Here is a 24,291-nt window from a genome sequence, read left to right as displayed (position 1 = left end):
TCCGTTAACAATAACAAGGCTTCCGCGTCCCTTGCAGCCCCTATAGCATTGTCCGCGTATTCTATATCCTTTAGAACTTGCCTAGCATTATCCATCCCCATTGGGTCATATGCAGTAATTTTAGCCTTGTTATTCACTAACAATTGTGCAATATCTATAGCTGGGCTATTTCTTACATCATCAGTACCAGACTTAAAAGTTAGCCCCCATATTGCTATTTTTTTATTTTGGACTCCATTTAATACATATTCTACCTTTTTAGCAATGTTTGTTATATGATTATAGTTAGATTCCTTAACTGAATTTAAAATTTGTAGCTTGACATTGTGATCTTCAGCAAGCCTTATTAAAGCTGACAAATCTTTAGGAAAACATGATCCTCCAAATCCTGGACCAGCTTTGAGAAATTCCTTACCTATTCTATGGTCCATTCCCATACTGTTAGCTAAAAGGTCAATGTCTGCTCCTAATAGCTCACATAAACCTGCCATCTCATTGATAAAAGCAACCTTTGTTGCTAGAAAAGCATTAGAAGCATATTTAATCATTTCAGCAGTAACTGTATCAGTGACTATTAACGGAATATTCTTATCTATAAATGATCTATATATAACTTCTAGTTTTGCTCTAGCTAGCTTAGTTTTTACTCCTATTATTATCCTATCTGGGTATAAAAAATCTGATACTGCAGAGCCTTGCTTGAGAAACTCTGGATTAACCCCCAAATCAAAGTTATAGCCCTTATTAGATAAATAATTATATATATTTTCTGCAGTACCAGGAGGAACAGTTGACTTTATCACTATTAAGCAATCTTGATTAACTCTCTCAGAAACTTCACTTACTGCATTATATACATTCTTTAAATTTGCATTTCCTAGGGAGTCTGATGGAGTATCTACAGTTATAAATACTACTTCTGTATTGGGATTTATTTGAAAATACGAATCGAAAAATCTTATCCTTTGTGACTTTATATTATTCTCTAAATAATCTGCTAATCCAGGTTCATATAGAGGAATGTTCCCTGATTTCAAAAGTTCAATCTTCTCAGTATTTATGTCAATGCAATCAACTTTATGGCCCTGCTCAGATAACATTGTACCAGATACTAAGCCTACATACCCTACTCCTATAATAGTTATGTGCATTTTATTATCACCTTAAAAATATAGCTTAGCATCTAAAATAAATACCATTAACAATTATAAACTTTTGTTGTTACATTATTTTTCTTAATTGCCTTACCTTCCGAATAAGCTATAAATAAGGTTGATGGTATTAATATCAAAGTACCATATAAAGCACTTTCATCAGGTAATTCATTAAATATAACGTATGTTACTATTGCAGAAATTATTAGCTCTATGTATCTATACGGTGCAAGTGCAGTAGCATCAGTAAGAGCAAAAGCTTTTAACATGAAGAACAGAATTAGGTTTGAACTTATTCCTAAAATCAGCAGTAATACTAACTCCAACAAGGAAGGCATATGCCAATAAAATAACAAAGGTGGAGTAGAAAAAATAGTTGTCGTTAGAGCTGAATAAAATAACATACTTATTACTGACTCTTTTATTACAAGTTTCTTATTAAGTATATCTAATATAGCAAAGATCAATGCAGATACAATAAAAATAAGAATTTTAGGATTAAAATCTTCACTATGAGCTTTGGTAGTAATAGCAATACCAACAAAGCCAATAACAGTTACTATCCATCTTTGCCAAATTACATTTTCGTTTAGCAAAGGGATTGCAAGAAGTATAACAAATAATGGTATAGAAAAACTTATAATCGTTGCAGTTACTATGGGGAAAACAGTCAACCCGTAAGTCCATAAGGTCATTCCACAAAACAACAACCCACCCCTGGTTATTTGAGTAGATATTTGACTTGTTTTAAAAGTTTCTATTCCATAGTAAAACATAAAAGGTACAAGGGTAATAGTGGTAAACAGAAAGCGGAAAAAAATTATTTCAAAACTCTGAAGATGTAAACTTAGATATTTTGATATAGTATCATTAGCTACACTACTAAGTAAGCTAAGTATAAACCAGATAACCCCAAACAAATAAGCTCTCAATCTGTAATCCATAAAGCTTCTGATTTAATAGATACGATGTACTCATATAATTTTACTACAAAACTAATAATATAAAAGTTTTCTGATGTACGTCCCCAGAATGTGATCGTAAGGGTTAATTATAAATAATTCGGGAAATTTCGTCTCTTTAGACATATTAAGAGCTATGTAACGAACGTTTATATTTGTGAGTAATAGTAAGGCTCAAGGTAAGGAAAATGCTAGTGAGGTAAAGTAGAATAACGTTAATTTGATAATTTAAGCTCATTCCCTCTTGCTACATCTCTCTTTAATATCTCCTCTTTTGCAGCAGGTCTATAATTACTGCTTAAATTTAGGTGCACACTAATTTTTCGATTTATATATTATTCTAATGCTTGTATAATACCTTCATTGAATATTTGATTTTGAGGTAATTAGATGCCAAAAAGTAAAACTAAACGTGGAACGGAAGATTTGAAGGGTAATGCAGGCCCAAGCAAAAGATCTCGTCTCAGTTCTGATCCTAAAAAAAATAAAGAGATTATCTCTAGCAAAGTAATAAGTAAGCTGAAGGATGTTGTTAAAGGTGATAGAACTTCAGCTATTGAGGAATGGGTCAAGGCTCACCCTGTAACAGTAGAGGGTCTAACCGTTGAGCAATCGGACCTCTTATGTAATGCGTTTCGTGATGAATCTTGTTGGTCAGGTGCGACACTAGATGTTGCTAAATTGGTAGGAGAATTAGCTAAATCAGGTGTGTTGAATCCATTTGCTATATATAAAATAGCATGTATTGAGTGTGTAGAGAGTGAAATTAAGCAATTATTTGACAAGGCGTTAGAGTCTTTTAGATCTGACTTATCTCATAAAGGTGCATGTGAGGAAGATAAGAATTTAGCTTGCAGTGATAAGCTTGCAAGAGTTGAATTGTTAAGTTCCATGGGAAGACGTGATCCTGTTTTCAATTTCTGGATTGATCAAGAATCAGGTAACCTTAGAGAAAATATAGAAGCAGAAGATGGATTTAATAAGGCTGTAGATTTCAAGTGGAGTAAGGGAGTGGAACACTTCTATAATCGTCTGTGTTCTGAAGAAAAATTAGTGAAAGAAGAGAGAGAAAAATTGCTAGTTTCTGCTATTGCAAAATTATCTCCATTGCAATCTAGCTATAAACTTGCTTCTACCTTAAGTTCCCTTCTAGGTAAAGTCATAAGCGCAAAAGTAGATCATAAGTCACTACTTGGGCTACCGAATAAGAAAGATAGGGGTGTGATCTATCGTCCTCTTAGTTACTTAGTAGAGCACGGTTTTCTTTGCACAACTAAGTATGTTATCCAGTACTTGAGCGAGGGATGTTCAAGATCTGAAGTAGAGAAAATGCTTTCACCTAGAGGATATGCACATCTTCTCTCATCGCTTTCATTTGTTGTAGTTTCTAAAGATTATGACTTGGATAACAGGAATGAAGCAAGGTCAGCTATTAGCAGTCTTTGGGAATCTAGTGTATTTAACCAAAATAAAATAAATGTTGTTGATCCTTTTAAAGATAGGATTGCTTTTGTTGCAATGGAAAATGCAATTTCAAATTTGATTGTAGATCAGGAGAACAGCAAGGATACTCAAAGTGCTGGCGATGGTGAAAAAGTTGATTTGGTCTTGAGTATTTTAAAGTTTGCTAAAGATTGTTGTTCAGACAAAAGCTTTAAATCATTAAAAGAGAGGATAGCAAATAGTTTAGATAAAACAAGGAATTCTAAGATGATAGATGCAACTAGCTCCTGCAATTTAATAGAAGAGTTGTGTAAGTCAGCGAGAAATTTGAATTTATTCTCTGCTAGCACTGAAGGTCCTCAATCTACGTTAGTGGGTACTAATGTTAGTATTTCGCCTGCTGCAGTTGTTAACAAATAGGAGTATTTATGCATGGTAATAATGAAGATCGTGAATTAGTTAGGGCTTTATTAAGTGGAGGTTGTGATGAGTTTAGTAGACAATTTGTAGGTTTTTTAAACAACTGTCCATCTTTTTTGCATTCGGCTAATAAGCCTGGCTTTTTTCCTACATTCTTTTTTGGTATGTTTTCTACTGCACATGATGCAGGTATATTAGTTGAAGATGAAAGAGTCTATTTTCGTTTTGACAATTATGGAAATCTAAAAGTTGCTGTTCTCACTAATAAAGAAAATAGAAGAATAGTCAGGTGTTATACTGTTGCTGATAATGAGAACAGCCCTGGGTCAAGGTTTAGTGCAGAAGAGAAGCAGCAGGTAGAAGAGAATCTTCCACAAGAATTACAGGAAGATGAGGATCTGGATTGGGAAGAGTATAAAATATTTCGGTTTGGAGAAGAATGTAGGTTTATTCATGAAATAGATAGATTTCCTCAACGTGATGAACCTGGAGCTCCAATTTTTCATGAAATTAACCCAATCAGAGAACAAGGTGAATTGTTAGACCTGATGAGTGAGTTGGCAAATGATGATACAGGAGAAGTGCGTACTAATGTTAAAAGAATTTTGGAATATGTTATTGATATCCATGATGAACATGAAGATAGCTTAGTGTTTCGTGCAGAGTCTGATTACCACGGTTTTCTGTGTGGGTTTTTAGTAAATTTTAGATACCGAGCTGTGGCTGATTTCTACCCAGAGCTACTTATAGGAAAAGGTTATGCAGATGTTGTTTTGCTTGTTCGTGGTGTTGATCAGACAAATGATTCGGTTCCAATTATAATTGAGTTGAAGGTTGGTGATGAGGAAGGATTAGAGCAAGCTAAAGATTATGCTAAAAGTTGTTCTGTTTCGTCTTTGCCTATTCATACCTCATCACCAAGTGCTGTTTGTGTAGCGTTAAATTTTCAATTACGTGGAGGTGCTGGTCTCCGAACTTCTGTGCAGGCCTTTTCAGAAGGTGGTCTTTCCTTAATACCGGGTTTACTACATCCTCATGGAAATGGAGTTAGGGGAAATGTAAAACGTTTTTTACAACCCATAGCATCAGAGTTCACTCAATCGCCTCATTGTAACACTTTTTCCTGTACGTCATCGTTTGTTTTTGGAAATGTTTTATCTACAAGGAGGGACTTAGAAACAAATGATGGGCGGGAGGTAAGGGTTACCAAGTATCTATTTAACCACTCTCAGGGAGAGAAAATGAAACGTACAGGTGGTAGGGGAGATGCAGCAGATATTGTAAGCCATGCGTTAACTTTAGCTCTATTTTTATCAAATATTGGTTTTGTTGTGCTTCACATTTTTCGTCGTTTAAAGTGGCAGACTTTACCAGACAAGGCATTGAACCTGTCGTTACTGCCTCAAGCCACAGATGATGCTAAGGTGCGTCAAGTACTTTGTGAAGTAGATGTCCAGGGTCATCTGGAAGTGGCTTCTGCAAAGAAATTCGAATCACTACGTGCTTACTCACGTTCTCATAGTGAAGGTTATTTCGAGGGAAGGTTTTCAGAACAAATGGGTAATGTTAGGAATTTACATCAACTTGCAGATCAGTTGATGAGTGCTGAGCCTAATTTTGGTAATGATGGTAATGTTAATGGTGAGTACAGGGCTAGGTATGAAGTTTTATTTAATGAGATTTCTCGTCTGTTGTCTCCGTTATTAAATGAAACCCGTCTACTCGTGAACAATGAAGCTAAATTTCAGGCTTTGTTGCGTGGGATATTTCAAAGTTGCGATAATCCTGCCAAGGTAATTATTGAGTTCCAGCTACAGAGAGGAAGGAAAATAGACCTAGTATTATCAAAATCTGCGGAAAATGATGATACTCATCCAATTGGAATAGAGTTGAAGTATGCTAACACCGCAGAACAAGTTGAACGAAAAAGGGTGGAGGCAAATCGACAGTTAAGTGAATACGAATTTTGTGGAGGATGCAAGCGTATTACTGGGGGAGATGCGATGGTTTTGTTATACGCTATATTAAATGCTGTAGGACAAGAGCAGGATCTGATATTGATTGGTGGGCTTCGTAGAGCATCTGGGTTTTCTAGATGACTTGTAACTAATAAAAGTACCAAAGATAAGGTTGTTTATGGGTAAAATTATGCATTAAGCTAGAGTACGTTTGAGTAAGGTTGGAGAAAAAGCAAGGTCTTTGAGCAAGAAAATTTGATTTATGTTTTCTTAAGTTACAGTTAACCTGATGAAGTTTGTATAATTTATTGTTGGAGTTTTTTTGTTCTATCACCCTGAATACACCTTTTTCCCTTACTAAAACCACTATCTCGATTAAAAGGTGCAACTCCGGAAAGGCTGGATATTTCTTTATGTTGGAGAGTTCCAAGCTCGGGTAGATAACAAATAAAAGTAATAGCTGTTATTGCACCTACACCAGGTATACTATAGTATTTTCTAAAATGGATGATAAAGTTCCATTATGGTATTACCAACCAAAAGCTGTAAGTCTGTATATTTATACATGAGAGGTCTGAGGCGGCTTTTGATGGTATGCCAACAGTATTCTATAGGATTCAAATCTGGTGAATATGTTGGAAGATACAGCAAATGACAGCCAAAAGACTCTATTAATGATTTTGTTTTAGTGGTCTTATGAAATGTAGCATTATCCATAACTATAGTTGTGCCAAGTGGCAATTTAGGTAATAACATCTTCTCCAACCATGTATTGAATACCTCTTTGTCACACCCACCTTTGAAAGTCATTGGTGCAATAAATCTCTTTCCAATCCACCCGGCTACTATACTGATTCTCTCTCGAGTTCTCCCTGGAATATCTGCATAAATTTTCTTTCCTCTTGGAGCGCGTCCATATTCTCGGTATAACTTATTATCAACTCCTGCTTCATCTATATATAAGATGCTGGAATGGTCTATTTTTGAGATTTTATCAATAAATTGCTCCCTATCTTCTTGATTGCGCTCTTGATATAGTGTGACTTTTTTTTAAAGTAATTTTTAGCTGTTTTAGTCTATACCAAATTGAGTTTATTCCAAATCCAAGATTTTGTTTCATCTCTGCCAGAGTATGATCTGGATTCTTTGTAACATATTCTTCGAGTATTTTGGGGTCTATTTTTCGAATAAAGCTACCGTTTTAGATGGCTTGAGGCTTTCACCAGCAGCTTTCTTTTTTAACCAACGGTACAGAGTTGCTATTCCTATCTCCATAAGCTCTGCTACCTCAACCTTTGTCTTACCTTTTTCTATCATCAATACTGCCTTTTCCCTTAAATCCACACTATATGCCATTATAACTCAAATACTTTATTATACCTTTATCATTTACTTTAGGAAATACTATAGTTGGCTGACCAATCTCAATTTCACTAGGATTTACATTTAAACTAATAAAGCAGTTAACAGAATTACCTTTCTCATCTTCTGCACTCCACCTAATTTTCATATCGCATGTTGCATCTTTTGCAAAGCGGTAATTTCTTTGTTGCTTATCATTCTTTTCAATCGTTACAATTAGTTTACCATCGCTGTATATTTTTGCTCTTTTTACCTCATTTTTATTTCTTTCCATCCTTTCAATTTTGTTAGTGAAAAGATGGCTTGTTTCTAAACTCTTTTCAGGTTTAATAATATTTACACTAAGATTATCATAATGATTAACTTCTGCATTTTCGCCTGGCCAATAACATCCATCAAAAAAGCCTACTAGACCATCTTCTTTTAGAAATTCTTTTGCATCATTCATCCCTTCTTCAATTCGAATAAGATATCTACCTAACCTATTTTCAAAATTCTTTTTCTGATTTTCATTAGTAAACTTCTTATCTAATATATTCATTATTTCGTTTTGCTGACTCAATATCGCATAGTTAAAAAGAAAAATATCCCTTTTTCTTCGATAATAATTTGCTATTTTATCAAATGGATCTGCCGGCCGGCCGCTATTATAATTTACATAATCATTAGGGTCTTCACATTTATTATCCTTAAAATCGAATCTCAAATTTTTAAAATCTGATAATACTTCTTCTGCCTTACCTTTAAGAAACTGAGGTGTACTTTGGAGCTTTTCTCCATAACTCATTCCATCTTTAATCCTAGAATAAATATACTCACCCAATCTTTTTCTAAACTCTTCTTGTCTTTTGAGATCAGGAAGCTTATTATCTAATATATTGATTATCTCCTTTTGCTTGCTTAACACTGTATCCGTTCAGAGGTGTGGCAAGGATAAAAAACAATTGACATAATATATTAAAGTAGTAATAACACAAAATGTTGATAGTAAAGTAAGGCTAGATGCTTCAATTGTTGATCAGTATTGTAGAGTTATGTAAAAACTTAGAGCAGAAAGTAGCAAAGATTGAAGAAAAAAATAAAATCTTAGAAATAGAGAATGCTGAACTAAGAGAGAGACTCGGCTTAAACTCAAGGAATTCATCTTTACCAAGTTCAAAAGAGCTGTACAAAATAAAAAAAGACACACCAGAAGATAAGTCAGAGGGCGGCAGGAAGATAGGTGGTCAAGTTGGACATAAGGGGAATTGCCGAGCTAAAATGGAAGCAGATGAGGTGGTGAAGGTAGAGTTACCAAATAGATGCGAGTGTGGTGAAGAAATCGCAATATCGGAAAAACCATATGTCTATCAAAAAGTTGATTTACCAGAAATTAAGCCTTACGTAGTTGAGTATCAATTAGAACATGGTCGCTGTCGTAAATGCGGAAAAAGAAGGAGTAGCAAATTACCAGAAGGAGTTACACCGGATACCTTTGGTCCTAGAGTTAAGTCAGTAGTTGCATCACTAAGTGGGTTTTATAAGAATTCAAAGCGAGAAATAGCGAATATTATGAAAGACATCTTTAACATGAGTATAAGTGTTGGTAGTGTGTCCAATAGTGAAGCAAGGGTTTCGTCAAAATGTAAAGAAGCCTATGAACAAATAGAGGAAGAAATAAAAGCAAGCGAAATTTTGCATATTGATGAAACCAGTCACTACAACAAAGGCAAATTGGGATGGTGCTGGATGTTTGCCAACAATAAAGCAAGTCTTATGAAGTTAGCAGATACAAGAGGAATGAAATTTTTAAAGAATAGTGCATTTTGTGATTACAAAAACCTGGTAATTACTGACAGATATGCAGTTTACAACCACTTCAGTGATGAAAAACGACAAATTTGTTGGGCTCACTTATTGAGAAATTTCGAGAGGTTATCTCATAGTTGGAATAGTGAAGTAATGAGACTTGGCCATTGTTTAAAAGACGCAGCTAATGGATTGTTTGTATTAAAAAACGCTTTGTCAGAAAATGAAATTAGTATTTCAAAGTTCACTAAGCAAGCTAAAGAATTACGAAGATACATACAGTACTGCATGATAAAAATATCTTATATACTTGAAGCAAAAGGAGCTTCACGAACGGTAAAGGGTATTATAAAATCCGAGTCAATGATGTGGACATTTTTGGATGACCCAGAGAATATTCCATTAACGAATAACCATGTTGAGCGACAGATACGGCATTATGTTGTCTATCGTAAGAATTCATATTTTGCACAGTCAGAGCGAGGGAATAGATTTCTTGAGCGGATAATTTCGTTGTATCTGACTTGGAAACAAAAGGAATTAAACCCTTTTCAAAACCTGCTAGCTGTTGTTTCTTAAACCACACCTCTGAACGGATACTTAACACTACATAGTCAAAAAGGCCTCTCTCTTTTTTATACTTCTCTGCTATTTTGTTAAAACACTTACTATCATTATAATCCAATTTTTCGAAGCCTTGGAGCACGTTTTTACATCATCCTCACTAAATTGAAGATTTATTTGAGGAGACGCGTCAGTTCTACTTTGATCATCAAGTTGAGGATTTTTTTTAGTAGATTGGACTAATAAACTTTCTGTGCTGTTAGAGAAAGAATTATTATTTTTTTCAGGCGGTGAATTTTTCTCCTCACTATTTAACAAATTAGAAACCCAGTCAAATATTTCACACCTCTCATACTTAAATAAGCTTAATTATAACTTAATGCCAAATGTTGTAAAGCTAAAATTAACATGTAAATTCATTTTTTTAAGACAATTATAAGTATCTTCCTTCTATAAAAATTTTATAATCAGCATATGACAAATGTTTAAGATATTGATTTTGTTTGTATTTTTATTACTTTACCAGGCAATATTATTAATGAATTAGTCAGACAAATATCTTGGCCAAACTTTACTCCATCCACAAACTCTCCATTTGTTACTCCAGTTGCAATGAACACTGATTCACTTTTTGCCATGTCTTTCACGGTGTAGATTTTTTCTGGGTCAGTGATATTCAAATTTTTTGCTCTTTCTTTTAATTGATCCGTGTCAAATATTAATCTTCCTTCTATCTGCCCACCGATTGAGCTTAGCGCTGCTGCTGCAAGCACTCCTTCTGGAGCTCCACCTGTTCCAATATACATATCGTGATTGCCATTTATTAGCGAAACTATGGCTGCAACATCACCATCATCTATTAATTTCACTTTTGCTCCTAGCTTCCTAATTTTTGCTATTAATTCATCATGTCTTTCACGTTTAAGTACAGTTACTATAAGATCACTTGCTTTACATCCTTTTGCCTTGGCTAAATTGTCCAGATTCTTCTCAATCCTATTTTTTAGTGAGACTACACCCTCTGGGAGATTTTTTCCCACTGCTATCTTTTCCATATAAACATCAGGTGCATGTAAAAAATTACCTTTTTTTGTTGCAGCAAGAACAGACATTGCCCCTTGTTTATAGTGAGCGCAAATTGTAGTGCCCTCAAGTGGATCAACAGCGATGTCAATGTCAGGGCCACTTCCTGTGCCAACTTTTTCTCCGATATATAGCATCGGTGCTTCGTCCCTCTCCCCTTCCCCAATCACAATTGTACCATTTATTTCCATTGAGTTTAGCACCGTACGCATTGCATCAACTGCAACCTGATCGGCCTTTTTTTCATCACCAAGGCCTGCCAATTTATATGCAGCAAGTGCTGCAGCTTCGGTTACTTTCACTAACTTATAAGCTAAATCTTCCATCATTTACTCGAGAATCATAAATCAATATATATCATGCCATTTGAGACTGCAAGATTACTTGACTGATCATGAAAAAGTTGATATAACAAGCATATAGCAATAATGATAGGTTTTGAATATGGTCAGTAACTTAGCTTATGACAATGTAAAGGAATTTGTAACTAATAATCCTGATATAACTGCTCATGAATTTTGTGAGAAGCTAAAACAAAGTGGAGCAACAGATGCAAATATTTGTGATTTATTTATGGATATTCTCCGCCCAGGGAGGAATGATATTGTAAATGATCATGATACATTCCTCAAAACTATCGAGTTGCTTGCTAAGTCAAACATTAAAATTGATATTGGAGATACTACTTCTAAAACTGTATTAGATTACGCTGTGTCAGGTGGAAAACCTAACGTTATAAAGATATTTTTGGATAGCGGTAAATTTGATCAAGAAAGAAAATCGAATGCTTTGTTGACCGCCGTTAATGAAGGTAAAGTTCAAGAGTTTGAGATATTTTTAGATTACATAGATCATACGAAAATACTAGAGGTTCTTAACACAGCTCCTCACAATGAGAGCACTGAAGTTATGAAGATACTCTTGAATAACAAAAGATTTACTGAAGAAGAGAAAGTTCAGGCTTTGAGTGATGCCTCTATAGATGGTGATCCACCAAAAGTTAGGTTACTTTTAAAGTATATGACGGATATACCAGAAGCTGATGTTAGGAATCTTTTGGTAGTCATTAAAGAAAGTCAGTCATCACTTGAAAAAGAACTTAAAATAGATTCTAAGTTTAAAGGAGATCCCAACAATTCTGATCATCGTAAATACTACTCAAATGTTGCAATAATTAAATTGCTTGAATCATCAATAGATAAGAAACAAGAAAAGCAAAAAACGTCTAATGTAAAGGAAATTAGAATAAAACCTAGCAGAAGTAATGGAAACGTTGGTAATAGATCTGTAGCAACAGCGCCTCCAGTTAGTACTAATGGTAATAATAACAAAAATGAAGCACCTGTATCAACAAGGACTGGCCCAACTGTCACACCAAATAATGATAAGAAAGCTAACGGCTTTGTAGAGGCTCAATTTTCTCCACCACATGAAAAAGAAACTAAATACAAAAAAAGTAAGGAGAGTTTTTACACCTCATTAAGGAGTGATGTTGTTGGAGTTGTTATTACAGGATTGTTTGTTGCTGCTGCTGTGATAGTTCCATCTTTAGCTGGCGCATTAGTTTTCAGTGTCCTAGCTATTTTAGTTGTAATGGTAACTGGATTACATGTAAAAAATTTTACACTTCCAAGTTACAGAGAAATGAGAGAAAATAAGGTTGAACCTGTAAATTCAAGTTTGAGAAACCATGCAATCTAGCTCCTAGAATCACTTTTCAAACCAATTATAATTTCTTGATTGTTAAACCACTTTATCAAAATTAAGTGGGACTAGTGCGATTCGAACGCACGGCCTTCGGATTAGGAATCCAACGCTCTATCCTACTGAGCTATAGTCCCATGTCTTCTGCTATTTATGCAAAATTATAGCAAAAAGTCTCGCATTTTTCTAGGCACTCTGTACAATTAATTCACAATAATAAAAAATATTTCTGTATTTCTTGAATGTAATACTGTTATATTTAATAATACGATTCCAATTGAAAGATTAATGCTAGTTAACAATATTAGTTACTTTTATAGTAATCAAGATGGCTTTGCTTTAAGCAACATCAACATTCAAGTGAAGAAAGGAAGTGTTGCCTGTTTACTAGGTCATTCTGGCTGTGGCAAGTCAACAATTCTAAAATTAATCGCAGGAATAGAAAATCCAAAATCTGGAACCATTGTTATAAATGATGAATTAGTTGCAAGTAACAAAGTGTCAATTGCTATAGAGCGTAGAAATATCGGATTGATTTTTCAGCATTCTGCATTATTTCCTCATAAAACAGTAATAGAAAATATAACTTTTGCTATTTGCAGTACTTCTAAGAAAGAAAAATACCTTACTGCATTGGAAATCTTAAAGCTATTTAATATAGAAAAATATGAAAACATTTACCCTCATGCTTTATCAGGAGGACAGCAACAATTAGTTGCAATAGCAAGAGTAATGGCGCAAAATCCTGATGTTGTTTTGCTCGATGAACCATTTTCTAATTTAGATATACTGCTCAAATATCGAATAAGGCACCATATATTGTCACTTTTTAGAAGCAAAAATATTCCTGTACTCATGGTAACTCATGACCCGCAAGAAGCGTTGAAAGTTGCAGATTTTATTTACGTGATGAAAAATGGTAAAATTATTCAATCAGGAGTTCCTAGCTACATATACCACAGACCTAAAGATGATACGTTAGCAAAATTTTTTAGTGAGCTTCCTTTTACTCTACAGCTAAACTAAACTTAATGTTAGGCTAAAACTATTATAAGATAATTAAAAACTCTTGATTTATAATTCAATAAAAGTGATATAATTTATGTATCACTTGGCTTCAGTCAAGTTTTAATACCTAAAAGTTAATATTTTCAACGGAGGTACAAATGAGTTTAGGTCCATGGCAGCTGTTTCTAGTCTTAATAATAATCTTAGTTCTGTTTGGTGCAGGTAGGTTACCACAAGTTATGGGTGATTTAGGCAAAGGCATTAAAAACCTTAAACAAGAACTTAAGGATTCAGAGAAACTATCATCTAATGAACCAGATCGTTAGCTTCCTTATGTTTCGTGACACGCACTTTAGTGCGTGTCATTTGTTTAAAAAAGGCTAAAGAATTGAAGAGGTATAACTGAAATATATTAATAATTACGTTAGTTAGAATGTTATTAAAGGGCAATTATGCAAAAAAGTGCGAAACTGAGCAAAGATAAAAAATTGGCTTCTGATATTCTCAAAGAGGTTGCAGATACCAATAACAACGATAGTGATAAAGTAACATTGTTCGACATCAAAACAGCTTTACATGAGCGCGGTTTTGGTATTTTAATAATCATCTTCTCTTTACCGCTATCAGTACCTATACCTGTTCCACCTGGCTATACAACCATTCTTTCTATACCTTTAATCTTATTTTCACTGCAGCTTCTATTTGGGTTTGATTCTCCTTGGATGCCTAATTGGCTAGAAAGGAAATCTTTTCAACGGTCAACACTAGCTCTCGTGGTAGAGAAAACTTCACCTATATTAAAAAAAATAGAAAAGTTCATGAAACCAAGAATATCTTTTATTTTTCTTGGTCCGGGTGAAAAGATTCTAGCTTTTATGATGTTGCTTTGTGCAATAATAATAGCTCTTCCATTACCTTTTACTCACTTCCTTCCTGCAATTGGTATAACTCTTATTTCACTCGGCATTATGGGTAAAGATGGATTTTTATCTACGTTAGGAGTGTTAGTTTCATTCTGTGCGTTATTGGTTACCCTTATTGTAATAGTTAAAGGACCAAAACTTATAGCCGGAACACTTTCTCTTCTTAAAAGCTTTATAAAACTTTAATAAAAGAATGAAGTACAGCATGAAATGAATAATCGATATTGAAATATAGCAATAACTATGTTAGTTAGAAGTTATATTGTTATTAAAGGGTATCTGTGGAAAAAAGTGTGAAATTGACTGAAGATAAAAAATTGGCCTCTGATATTCTAAAAGAGGTTGCAGATACTAATAATAACGATAATGATAAAGTAACATTATTTGATATTAAAACAGCTTTACATGAGCGTGGTTTTGGTATTTTAATAATCATCTTCTCTTTACCGCTATCAGTACCTATACCTGTTCCACCTGGCTATACAACCATTCTTTCTATACCTTTAATCTTATTTTCACTGCAGCTTCTATTTGGGTTTGATTCTCCTTGGATGCCTAATTGGCTAGAAAGGAAATTTTTTCAACGGTCAACACTAGCTCTCGTGGTAGAGAAAACTTCACCTACATTAAAAAAAATAGAAAAGTTCATGAAACCAAGAATGTCTTTCATTTTTCGTGGTCCTGGTGAAAATATTTTAGCATTTATAATGCTGCTTTGTGCATTATCGATAGCAATCCCACTTCCTTTAACTAACTTCATTCCTGCAATTGGTACAACTCTCATTTCACTGGGTATCATGAGCAAAGATGGATTTCTCTCTATAATCGGAGTATTAGTATCATTGTGTGGGTTATTACTTACTCTTGTCGTAATAGTTAAAGGACCACAGCTTATATTTGGAGCATTTTCTTTTCTAAAAAGCTTTGTATATGGTTAAGCTTTACAACACTTTAACAAAAAAAAAAGAGCCCTTTACACCGATCGATAAAGATCATATAAAAATGTACGTCTGCGGACCAACAGTATATGATACTGCACATATAGGAAATGCACGTTCTGTTGTTGTTTATGATGTATTATTTCGACTGCTGAAATTTTGTTATGGCAAAGTTACTTATGTGCGTAATATAACCGACATCGATGACAAGATAATCAATGCAGCAAATAAGAAAAGTAGTAATATAGAAAGTATCAGCGCATATTATACCAAAGCTTTTCATGAAGATATGAGAAGCATAAATTGCGTAGAACCAACACATGAACCAAAAGCAACAGAAAATATAGACCAAATTATTGAGTTAATTGAATCTTTGCTGCATTCTGGTCATGCTTATGAATCAAATAAACATGTATATTTTAGTGTAGAATCTTACCCTGAGTACGGTGTTTTATCAGGAAAAAAAATTGATGAATTGGATCATGGTAATAGAGTTGAAGTGGGTGAAAATAAAAAACACCCAGGAGACTTCGTACTTTGGAAACCTGCAAACGAAACTGACTATAAACTTTCAAGTCACTGGAATAGTCCATGGGGAGAGGGAAGACCAGGGTGGCATATAGAATGTTCAGCAATGTCATATGCTTACCTTGGCAAAGATTTTGATATTCACGGTGGCGGTATAGACTTGCAATTTCCTCATCATGAGAATGAAATTGCACAGAGTAAATCTGCATTTGCTGAGTCAACGTTTGCAAAATATTGGGTACACAACGGGTTTCTTACGGTAAATGAAGAGAAAATGAGCAAATCCTTATTTAATATAGTCAAAGTAAGGGATTTGTTAGATAGTGGAATAAAGGGTGAAGTAATACGTTATGCGCTGCTTAAAACTCACTACAGAAAACCACTTGATTGGACAGAAAATGTTATCTCTGAGTCGCAAGAAACTTTAAACAAGTTTTATCGGTTATTACGTAGTACATGTATTGAGGAAAGTGATGCAGAAGTCTCTAAAGATTTTATAGAGGCTTTGAAAAACGATTTAAACATTCCTGAAGCTGTAGCCATATTGCATGAAATGGCTACAGAAATCAATAAGACAAGTAATGAATATGAGAAGCTCAAATTAACTAAGAAGTTTGTTAAAAGCGCAAGGTTCATTGGTATTCTTGAGTCAAGTTATCAAGAGTGGTTTGCAAGTGGTGTGAGTAATCAAGAAATAGAAAGGTTGATAGACTTAAGAAAAGTAGCAAAACAAAATAAAGATTATGATACTGCAGACAAAATAAGAGAGCAATTGAAACAAATGGGGGTTACAATTTCTGACAACGAAGATGGTACAACAACTTGGTATGGAAAATTATCTCCTATTGTTTATAGATAGCCTAGTATCATCGCTTATCTTACCCATACATCAAGGTTTTGTACTTTACACTATGTTATGCTTTAGGTCACATTACAATCCACTACTTATATTACTTTTTGGAGTATCGGGATCCAGTCTTGGTGGAATAGCTAACTGGTATTTAGGTAGAATAACAATTTTTATCAGAAGATCACATCACAAATTAGAGAATGAAGACAAAACACCAAAAATTGTAAGGCACCTACTGATTTGTGCAGTTGCATTGCTTTCGTGGGTACCAGCACTTGGAAGTGTGACTCAGATTTTATCCGGTTACTTCAAGTTAAACCTTTATATTCTTGTTCCCTTAATTATTTTATCTAACTTCCTCTGTTTGTTGTATCTAACGTTTACCATCTAACTAAACATCAATAAACAACTTTTCTTCTGGTCATATTGAGCTAAATTTCTTCTCCACACTACCTTTTAAAACGTTTTTATTAGTTTTTGTCATAATACGATCAAATACTCCTAATAACCTCTTAAATAGTATCCGTTCAGAGGTGTGGCAAGGATAAAAAACAATTGACATAATATATTAAAGTAGTAATAACACAAAATGTTGATAGTAAAGTAAGGCTAGATGCTTCAATTGTTGATCAGTATTGTAGAGTTATGTAAAAACTTAGAGCAGAAAGTAGCAAAGATTGAAGAAAAAAATAAAATCTTAGAAATAGAGAATGCTGAACTAAGAGAGAGACTCGGCTTAAACTCAAGGAATTCATCTTTACCAAGTTCAAAAGAGCTGTACAAAATAAAAAAAGACACACCAGAAGATAAGTCAGAGGGCGGCAGGAAGATAGGTGGTCAAGTTGGACATAAGGGGAATTGCCGAGCTAAAATGGAAGCAGATGAGGTGGTGAAGGTAGAGTTACCAAATAGATGCGAGTGTGGTGAAGAAATCGCAATATCGGAAAAACCATATGTCTATCAAAAAGTTGATTTACCAGAAATTAAGCCTTACGTAGTTGAGTATCAATTAGAACATGGTCGCTGTCGTAAATGCGGAAAAAGAAGGAGTAGCAAATTACCAGAAGGAGTTACACCGGATACCTTTGGTCCTAGAGTTAAGTCAGTAGTTGCATCACTAAGTGGGTTTTATAAGAATTCAAAGCGAGAAATAGCGAATATTATGAAAGACATCTTTAACATGAGTATAAGTGTTGGTAGTGTGTCCAATAGTGAAGCAAGGGTTTCGTCAAAATGTAAAGAAGCCTATGAACAAATAGAGGAAGAAATAAAAGCAAGCGAAATTTTGCATATTGATGAAACCAGTCACTATAGTATTTCCTAAAGTAAATGATAAAGGTATAATAAAGTATTTGAGTTATAATGGCATATAGTGTGGATTTAAGGGAAAAGGCAGTATTGATGATAGAAAAAGGTAAGACAAAGGTTGAGGTAGCAGAGCTTATGGAGATAGGAATAGCAACTCTGTACCGTTGGTTAAAAAAGAAAGCTGCTGGTGAAAGCCTCAAGCCATCTAAAACGGTAGCTTTATTCGAAAAATAGACCCCAAAATACTCGAAGAATATGTTACAAAGAATCCAGATCATACTCTGGCAGAGATGAAACAAAATCTTGGATTTGGAATAAACTCAATTTGGTATAGACTAAAACAGCTAAAAATTACTTTAAAAAAAAGTCACACTATATCAAGAGCGCAATCAAGAAGATAGGGAGCAATTTATTGATAAAATCTCAAAAATAGACCATTCCAGCATCTTATATATAGATGAAGCAGGAGTTGATAATAAGTTATACCGAGAATATGGACGCGCTCCAAGAGGAAAGAAAATTTATGCAGATATTCCAGGGAGAACTCGAGAGAGAATCAGTATAGTAGCCGGGTGGATTGGAAAGAGATTTATTGCACCAATGACTTTCAAAGGTGGGTGTGACAAAGAGGTATTCAATACATGGTTGGAGAAGATGTTATTACCTAAATTGCCACTTGGCACAACTATAGTTATGGATAATGCTACATTTCATAAGACCACTAAAACAAAATCATTAATAGAGTCTTTTGGCTGTCATTTGCTGTATCTTCCAACATATTCACCAGATTTGAATCCTATAGAATACTGTTGGCATACCATCAAAAGCCGCCTCAGACCTCTCATGTATAAATATACAGACTTACAGCTTTTGGTTGGTAATACCATAATGGAACTTTATCATCCATTTTAGAAAATACTATACAACAAAGGCAAATTGGGATGGTGCTGGATGTTTGCCAACAATAAAGCAAGTCTTATGAAGTTAGCAGATACAAGAGGAATGAAATTTTTAAAGAATAGTGCATTTTGTGATTACAAAAACCTGGTAATTACTGACAGATATGCAGTTTACAACCACTTCAGTGATGAAAAACGACAAATTTGTTGGGCTCACTTATTGAGAAATTTCGAGAGGTTATCTCATAGTTGGAATAGTGAAGTAATGAGACTTGGCCATTGTTTAAAAGACGCAGCTAATGGATTGTTTGTATTAAAAAACGCTTTGTCAGAAAATGAAATTAGTATTTCAAAGTTCACTAAGCAAGCTAAAGAATTACGAAGATACATACAGTACTGCATGATAAAAATATCTTATATACTTGAAGCAAAAGGAGCTTCACGAACGGTAAAGGGTATTATAAAATCCGAGTCAATGATGTGGACATTTTTGGATGACCCAGAGAATATTCCATTAACGAATAACCATGTTGAGCGACAGATACGGCATTATGTTGTCTATCGTAAGAATTCATATTTTGCACAGTCAGAGCGAGGGAATAGATTTCTTGAGCGGATAATTTCGTTGTATCTGACTTGGAAACAAAAGGAATTAAACCCTTTTCAAAACCTGCTAGCTGTTGTTTCTTAAACCACACCTCTGAACGGATACGAAAATAACTGGACAAATTTTCCCAATTATTCTGCCAAGATTTTATGACTAATGGATACTTTTCGCCCCATTTTTCCTCCAGTTCAAGCAAATAATTTTCGGCAATTTCTTTACTTGAAGCACGATATATTTTTTTCAAATCATTCATGAAAACTTTTACATCTTTGCTAGATACATATTTCAGTGAATTCCTTATCTGATGCACTATACATAGTTGTACTTCTGCTTTAGGAAATATACTATTTATAGCTGTAGAAAAGCTTTTTAGCCCATCAATGCAGGCAATTAGAATATCTTCTACTCCTCTTTCTTTGAGGTCATTTAGCACTCCCAACCAGAAATTAGCTCCCTCACTTTCAGCCAAATAAAAACCTAATACTTCTTTTCTGCCATTTTGATCTATGCCTAATATGTTATACATACACTTGCTTACACAATGTCCATCCTCCTTAACCTTAAAAAACATGCCATCCATGAACACTATTGGATATACTGATTGCAGTGGACGGCTGCGCCATTCATTGATTATTGGTAGCAGTTTATCAGTAATACTGGATATCTCTGCTGCTGATATTTTGTGGTCATATATTTCCTCAACGTGTGAAGCTATGTCTCTGTATCCCATGCCACTGGCGTATGTACTTAATACCTTTGCTTCAAGTTCTGGATGTAGGCTTGTTTGCCTTTTTCTAACTATTTGTGGTTCAAAACTTCCCTCCCTATCTCTTGGTGTTAGCAGCTCAAATGAGCCTCCACTCGTGCGTAAAGTTTTTGCGTTTCTCCCATTTCTTCGGTTATTTTCTTCACTTTTAGCTGACATGTGGTTTTCTATTTCACCTTCCAGACTTGCCTCTAGCAACCTTTTTATAAACGGTGTTAATGCTCCATCTTTTCCTGTCAATGGTTTTCCTTCTCGTATAGATGACAGGATATTTGTTTCTAATTCTTTATAATCTACCAACCCATTAGTTCTATTTGCTTGACTCATATCAAACCTCCATTTTTTATATCAATTTATTACTTTACTTCTCGGTTTGACACACTTTTTTGAACGTTCCCAATGCTACATTTCATAAGACCACTAAAACAAAATCATTAATAGAGTCTTTTGGCTGTCATTTGCTGTATCTTCCAACATATTCACCAGATTTGAATCCTATAGAATACTGTTGGCATACCATCAAAAGCCGCCTCAGACCTCTCATGTATAAATATACAGACTTACAGCTTTTGGTTGGTAATACCATAATGGAACTTTATCATCCATTTTAGAAAATACTATAGTTTAAAACTATTACAAGTTTATATGCTCTGTCCTTGAATATTTTGTTGTTCAGTGGCAACACTTTCCAAATTTGTAGAGATAGTAGCAAACATCCTTCTCGCTAAAGCCGTTGACAATGCAGCACCAATTCCAGCTCCAGTTGCAGCTATAAAACCAGGGCCTAATAATTCCATATTTGTTTCAGTGCTGCTGCTAGTTATATTGTTAATTAACATCATCGCGCCTGCTCCTAAAGCTGCTACTAACCCAATCCTTGACGGTTTACTTGTTGCATCAAGAGAATATTGTACTACTTCTCTAAGCTCTGAATTCCTGTTTTTTAACGCTACTGCTATTGATGCTGGTAACATGACCATTATTGGCATGGATAATAGTCCTCCAAGTGTTGTACCAATAATTTCACTCACTTTTGATTTTCCAAGATTAACTCCTAAGGCTGTTATACCTAATACTCCAATTGAGGTGATAATCCTTACATTTCTCTCTTCCATTTCTCTCACATGCGCCTCATATTGTATTGTAGCTTCTGCTAACGCTAACCCAATACTATTTGGTTGCTGTGGAATCTGATTTACTCGCCCTAACTCTTGTGAAGTTTTCCCTCCAATACTTTTGACGGCATCTTCTAAGTCTAATAACGATCTGTTATTTAACCTTACGTTATCTTGACTATCACACAGGATAATGCAGTCTAAAATTGTCATTCTCAGATTGTTCATTTCTATATCATCATTAATATGATCTTTTAATATACCTATAATCTCTAATGCTCGCTCCTTCATATCTCTTTCTTCTTCTGCACTAGCTGGTGCAAGTATGAGAAAAATTATTCCAAGCAACTCTTGTTGTAAGTTTTTTAAATCCATAATAATTATCATTAATATTGAGTTAAATAATATAGTACTATAGTTACTTAATCAAGTTAATTATTAAGATATTAAAGTATAAGATACCAAAGAGTAATATCCTTAGCCGTAAAATACAAAAATAACTGACGGGTTCTTTATAATTAGAAATATTAAGGAATTTACTAAATAAAAAAGGTAAAATAAGCCCTAATTGTTATCTACTTTTCAGAGTCAGCTATTTAGCTAACTCTGAAGAGTAGGAAAGAGCTATATGCTCTGTCCTTGAATATTTGTTTGTTCAATAGTAGTACTTTCCAAATTTTGTAAAGATTCAAATTCTTCTTGCATATCCAGTATGTCTTCTATTACTTGCTGATCTTCATCTCTTTCTTCTAATTGAAATGCTGCTGCTTCTTGAGGTGCTTCTAGCAGTTTTTTTAATATTTCTGTGCGCAGTTTCTCTGTTATTGATTTCCACTGTAGCATTACTAGCATTTCATTGTGCAGCACTGACATTTTCTGTAGTGTTTTCACTTTTTCTGACAGTCCTTTATTTTCTTTTTGCAATGCTTCTATTTTTCTTTGCTGATACTGATTATCTGAATTTGTCATTGGTAATCCATGCATAACCTACTCCAAGTTAAAATTTAGATATTATTAATTAAGTGATACAGTTTCTTTAGTCAATCAATATATTATAACATTAGGATTAACAACTAAAAGAATAGAATGAAATATCAGGCAATATCCTCTATAATTAAACTTTTAAGATGGAAAATGACAATTCGTGTAGGAATTAATGGTCTTGGTAGAATAGGCAGAAATGTATTGCGTGCTATTTTTGAAGTAGAAAACTATAGCGAGCAAATAGAAGTTGTGGCGGTAAATGGGTCGCTCAGTGCTGAGCAGCATGCACATTTGATTAAATATGACTCTGTTCATGGCAAATTTAACGGCGATATTGATTTTAACGAGTCTGAAAATTGGCTATCTATAAATAGCAGGAAATTTTCTTTATATAGAGAACGTAGCCCTGAAAATATTCCTTGGAATGTTGATGTAGTACTTGAATGCACTGGTGCATTCAACAAGCGTGCGGAAGCAGCAAAGCATAATGCAGAGAGAGTAATTGTCTCTGCTCCAGTTTCAGATGCTGACGTAACTGTAGTTTACGGCGTAAATAACGGTATGCTAAAAAAGGAGCATAAAGTGATCTCAGCAGGTTCTTGTACTACAAACTGTCTGGCTCCGATTGTACACATTTTACACTCCAATTTAGGTATAAAAAGCGGTTTTATGACCACTATACATGCCTATACGAATGATCAAAATATTCTTGATGGCAACCATAGAGACTTACGCAGGGCAAGAGCTTGTGGCCTTTCTATGGTGCCAACTACAACTGGAGCAGCAAAAACAATTGGTTCTGTTATTCCTGAGTTAAAGGGTAAGCTAGATGGTACTGCTATTAGAGTTCCGGTTAGCAACGTTTCTATGGTTGATTTTAAATTTTTAGCTGATAAGAGAGCAACAACTAAGGAAATAAACGAAATATTTAAGAATTCAGCAAATCATGTGCTTTCCGTATGTAACGAGCCTTTAGTTTCAATAGACTTTGTCCATAACCCTTATAGTGCAATTGTGGATTTAGCTGGTACATATGTCACAGGTGATATCTGTAGAGTTGCAGCGTGGTATGACAATGAATGGGCTTTTTCACTGAGAATGTTAGATATAGCTTTATTGTAAAGTATGAACAAAAACTCACAAAAATATGCTTCATTTTATGAGCACTTTGCGGAACTTAGAAAAAGGGTTATTTTTTGCTTTCTATTTTTTTGTGTTACCTTCGGGTTTTGTTACTACTTTAAAGAAAATATATACCGCTTTTTACTTGCACCTTTAATAGAAGTTACAAAAGATAGTGATGATTTTTCTCTAATCTATACAGACTTAACAGAAGCGTTTTTTGTATATCTCAGGGTTGCAATAATGAGTGCACTGTTGTTTTCTTTTCCTGTGTTTGCATGGCAATTCTATATGTTTCTAGCACCTGGCTTATATAAAAGAGAAAGGGCAGTGTTATTGCCATACTTAATTGCAACACCGGTTTTGTTTGTAACGGGAGCCGCTGTAGTTTACTACTATATATTTCCCTTAGCCTGGAAATTTTTTATTGCTTTTGAACATAGCGGTAAATCTTTCGGTATACCAATAGAGTTTATGCCATCAGTTAGTGAATATTTAGACCTTGTTCTTCAATTCGCGTTCGCTTTTGGTACTGCATTTCAAATTCCAGTCATACTAACCTTAATGGTGAGAGTAGGGCTAATCACTGCACAAAGTTTGTCAAATAAACGGAGAATTGCGATAGTGGTAATTTTCATTATTGCTGCAATCTTAACTCCACCTGATGTACTAAGCCAAGTAGGGCTTGCAATTCCAATGTTGCTATTATATGAGCTGTCTATTCTGATATGTAGATATATTGAGAAGAAAGCAAAGGATTAGCTGTTGAAAAAAATGAACACTTGAGTGCTTTTTCTTGTTTGAG

Annotated in this window: 27 protein-coding genes, 1 tRNA gene and 3 pseudogenes; 18 read left to right on the top strand and 13 right to left on the bottom strand. The window is 34.4% G+C overall.

What is annotated here, in order from left to right:
* Together OM962_RS06255 and OM962_RS06250 are read right to left on the bottom strand one after the other, a co-directional pair.
* The coding region (locus OM962_RS06255; RefSeq protein ID WP_264331171.1) for a UDP-glucose dehydrogenase family protein at positions 1–1,151 on the bottom strand (1,151 nt) is incomplete at its 3' end.
* A gap of 47 nt (positions 1,152–1,198) precedes the next feature.
* Entirely contained in the window at positions 1,199–2,098 is a 900-nt protein-coding gene (locus OM962_RS06250; protein ID WP_264331170.1) for a DMT family transporter, read from the bottom strand.
* Between the two features lie 408 nt (positions 2,099–2,506).
* Here OM962_RS06250 and OM962_RS06245 point away from each other — a divergent pair, with 408 nt between their 5' ends.
* Both OM962_RS06245 and OM962_RS06240 read left to right on the top strand, forming a co-directional pair.
* Complete coding sequence (locus OM962_RS06245; RefSeq protein WP_264331169.1) at positions 2,507–3,979, top strand: hypothetical protein; 1,473 nt, start codon at positions 2,507–2,509, stop codon at positions 3,977–3,979.
* 8 nt (positions 3,980–3,987) lie between these two features.
* Positions 3,988–6,078 (top strand): PD-(D/E)XK nuclease domain-containing protein, encoded by a 2,091-nt coding sequence (locus OM962_RS06240; RefSeq protein ID WP_264331168.1) that lies wholly within the window; start codon positions 3,988–3,990, stop codon positions 6,076–6,078.
* A 164-nt stretch (positions 6,079–6,242) separates the two neighbouring features.
* Here OM962_RS06240 and OM962_RS06235 read toward each other — a convergent pair whose 3' ends face one another.
* From OM962_RS06235 to OM962_RS06215, 5 genes are read right to left on the bottom strand one after another with little or no spacing between them, the layout of a single operon-like run.
* Entirely contained in the window at positions 6,243–6,422 is a 180-nt protein-coding gene (locus tag OM962_RS06235) for a transposase (RefSeq protein WP_264331183.1), read from the bottom strand.
* A 13-nt stretch (positions 6,423–6,435) separates the two neighbouring features.
* Positions 6,436–6,918, bottom strand: coding sequence for an IS630 family transposase (locus OM962_RS06230; protein WP_264330460.1), 483 nt, complete (start codon positions 6,916–6,918; stop codon positions 6,436–6,438).
* A 28-nt stretch (positions 6,919–6,946) separates the two neighbouring features.
* Positions 6,947–7,066 (bottom strand): hypothetical protein, encoded by a 120-nt coding sequence (locus tag OM962_RS06225; protein ID WP_264330464.1) that lies wholly within the window; start codon positions 7,064–7,066, stop codon positions 6,947–6,949.
* A 47-nt stretch (positions 7,067–7,113) separates the two neighbouring features.
* Positions 7,114–7,293, bottom strand: coding sequence for a transposase (locus OM962_RS06220; protein ID WP_264330453.1), 180 nt, complete (start codon positions 7,291–7,293; stop codon positions 7,114–7,116).
* A complete protein-coding gene (locus tag OM962_RS06215; RefSeq protein WP_264331167.1) occupies positions 7,283–8,206 on the bottom strand; it encodes a hypothetical protein in 924 nt (307 codons plus the stop codon). The genes OM962_RS06220 and OM962_RS06215 overlap by 11 nt, the downstream gene beginning before the upstream one ends.
* Before the next feature lie 107 nt (positions 8,207–8,313).
* Here OM962_RS06215 and tnpC point away from each other — a divergent pair, with 107 nt between their 5' ends.
* On the top strand, positions 8,314–9,666 hold the full coding sequence (gene tnpC, locus OM962_RS06210; protein WP_264330459.1) for an IS66 family transposase: 1,353 nt from the start codon (positions 8,314–8,316) through the stop codon (positions 9,664–9,666).
* 69 nt (positions 9,667–9,735) lie between these two features.
* Here the strand turns inward: tnpC and OM962_RS06205 are convergent, their stop codons facing one another.
* The gene (locus tag OM962_RS06205) at positions 9,736–9,969 is read right to left on the bottom strand and encodes a hypothetical protein (protein ID WP_264331166.1); all 234 of its coding nucleotides are present in this window, start codon (positions 9,967–9,969) and stop codon (positions 9,736–9,738) included.
* A 167-nt stretch (positions 9,970–10,136) separates the two neighbouring features.
* Positions 10,137–11,060 carry a class II fructose-bisphosphatase gene (glpX, locus tag OM962_RS06200; protein WP_264331165.1) on the bottom strand — a complete coding sequence of 308 codons (924 nt, stop codon included), beginning with the start codon at positions 11,058–11,060 and terminating at the stop codon, positions 10,137–10,139.
* Between the two features lie 118 nt (positions 11,061–11,178).
* On the opposite strand from glpX, the gene OM962_RS06195 reads away from it, so the two are divergent.
* A complete protein-coding gene (locus tag OM962_RS06195; RefSeq protein ID WP_264331164.1) occupies positions 11,179–12,435 on the top strand; it encodes an ankyrin repeat domain-containing protein in 1,257 nt (418 codons plus the stop codon).
* 66 nt (positions 12,436–12,501) lie between these two features.
* Here the strand turns inward: OM962_RS06195 and OM962_RS06190 are convergent.
* A tRNA-Arg gene (locus OM962_RS06190) sits at positions 12,502–12,575 on the bottom strand.
* Positions 12,576–12,726: 151 nt separating this feature from the next.
* Here OM962_RS06190 and OM962_RS06185 point away from each other — a divergent pair.
* The 11 genes and pseudogenes from OM962_RS06185 to OM962_RS06140 form a co-directional block, all read left to right on the top strand.
* On the top strand, positions 12,727–13,464 hold the full coding sequence (locus OM962_RS06185) for an ABC transporter ATP-binding protein (protein ID WP_264331163.1): 738 nt from the start codon (positions 12,727–12,729) through the stop codon (positions 13,462–13,464).
* Positions 13,465–13,604: 140 nt separating this feature from the next.
* Positions 13,605–13,772, top strand: coding sequence for a twin-arginine translocase TatA (gene tatA, locus OM962_RS06180; RefSeq protein ID WP_006013840.1), 168 nt, complete (start codon positions 13,605–13,607; stop codon positions 13,770–13,772).
* A gap of 126 nt (positions 13,773–13,898) precedes the next feature.
* Positions 13,899–14,555, top strand: coding sequence for an exopolysaccharide biosynthesis protein (locus OM962_RS06175; protein WP_264331162.1), 657 nt, complete (start codon positions 13,899–13,901; stop codon positions 14,553–14,555).
* Between the two features lie 95 nt (positions 14,556–14,650).
* Positions 14,651–15,307, top strand: a complete 657-nt coding sequence (locus OM962_RS06170) for an exopolysaccharide biosynthesis protein (protein ID WP_264331161.1) — start codon at positions 14,651–14,653, stop codon at positions 15,305–15,307.
* On the top strand, positions 15,300–16,694 hold the full coding sequence (gene cysS / locus OM962_RS06165; protein WP_264331160.1) for a cysteine--tRNA ligase: 1,395 nt from the start codon (positions 15,300–15,302) through the stop codon (positions 16,692–16,694). The genes OM962_RS06170 and cysS overlap by 8 nt, the downstream gene beginning before the upstream one ends.
* On the top strand, positions 16,663–17,076 hold the full coding sequence (locus tag OM962_RS07690; RefSeq protein ID WP_319606761.1) for a YqaA family protein: 414 nt from the start codon (positions 16,663–16,665) through the stop codon (positions 17,074–17,076). Before cysS ends, OM962_RS07690 begins: the two co-directional genes overlap by 32 nt.
* A gap of 222 nt (positions 17,077–17,298) precedes the next feature.
* Positions 17,299–18,000: pseudogene (locus OM962_RS06160) on the top strand (IS66 family transposase); the annotation flags it as partial.
* A gap of 47 nt (positions 18,001–18,047) precedes the next feature.
* Entirely contained in the window at positions 18,048–18,227 is a 180-nt protein-coding gene (locus OM962_RS06155) for a transposase (RefSeq protein WP_264330453.1), read from the top strand.
* Positions 18,215–18,394, top strand: a complete 180-nt coding sequence (locus OM962_RS06150; protein WP_319606739.1) for an IS630 transposase-related protein — start codon at positions 18,215–18,217, stop codon at positions 18,392–18,394. Before OM962_RS06155 ends, OM962_RS06150 begins: the two co-directional genes overlap by 13 nt.
* A 10-nt stretch (positions 18,395–18,404) precedes the next feature.
* Complete coding sequence (locus OM962_RS06145; RefSeq protein WP_319606738.1) at positions 18,405–18,905, top strand: IS630 family transposase; 501 nt, start codon at positions 18,405–18,407, stop codon at positions 18,903–18,905.
* Between the two features lie 9 nt (positions 18,906–18,914).
* A pseudogene (locus OM962_RS06140) lies at positions 18,915–19,583 on the top strand (IS66 family transposase); the annotation flags it as partial.
* Positions 19,584–19,604: 21 nt separating this feature from the next.
* On the opposite strand, the pseudogene OM962_RS06135 reads toward OM962_RS06140, so the two are convergent.
* A pseudogene (locus tag OM962_RS06135) lies at positions 19,605–20,592 on the bottom strand (IS256 family transposase); the annotation flags it as partial.
* Between the two features lie 59 nt (positions 20,593–20,651).
* Here OM962_RS06135 and OM962_RS06130 point away from each other — a divergent pair.
* Entirely contained in the window at positions 20,652–20,876 is a 225-nt protein-coding gene (locus OM962_RS06130; protein ID WP_405196978.1) for a transposase, read from the top strand.
* A 30-nt stretch (positions 20,877–20,906) separates the two neighbouring features.
* Here OM962_RS06130 and OM962_RS06125 read toward each other — a convergent pair whose 3' ends face one another.
* A complete protein-coding gene (locus tag OM962_RS06125; RefSeq protein WP_264331159.1) occupies positions 20,907–21,755 on the bottom strand; it encodes a hypothetical protein in 849 nt (282 codons plus the stop codon).
* A 249-nt stretch (positions 21,756–22,004) separates the two neighbouring features.
* Positions 22,005–22,364, bottom strand: a complete 360-nt coding sequence (locus tag OM962_RS06120; RefSeq protein ID WP_264331158.1) for a hypothetical protein — start codon at positions 22,362–22,364, stop codon at positions 22,005–22,007.
* 150 nt (positions 22,365–22,514) lie between these two features.
* Between OM962_RS06120 and gap the strand changes: the two genes are divergently transcribed.
* On the top strand, positions 22,515–23,486 hold the full coding sequence (gene gap / locus OM962_RS06115; protein WP_264331157.1) for a type I glyceraldehyde-3-phosphate dehydrogenase: 972 nt from the start codon (positions 22,515–22,517) through the stop codon (positions 23,484–23,486).
* Between the two features lie 3 nt (positions 23,487–23,489).
* Positions 23,490–24,248, top strand: a complete 759-nt coding sequence (gene tatC / locus OM962_RS06110; protein WP_264331156.1) for a twin-arginine translocase subunit TatC — start codon at positions 23,490–23,492, stop codon at positions 24,246–24,248.
* Positions 24,249–24,291: the final 43 nt, after the last annotated feature.

Origin of the sequence: Wolbachia endosymbiont (group B) of Erebia ligea (assembly GCF_947179575.1) — a bacterium.
GTDB classification, from domain to species: Bacteria; Pseudomonadota; Alphaproteobacteria; order Rickettsiales; family Anaplasmataceae; genus Wolbachia; species Wolbachia pipientis_C.
Note: the sequence above shows the minus strand (reverse complement) of the source record. Positions and strands in the feature narration are given on the sequence as shown.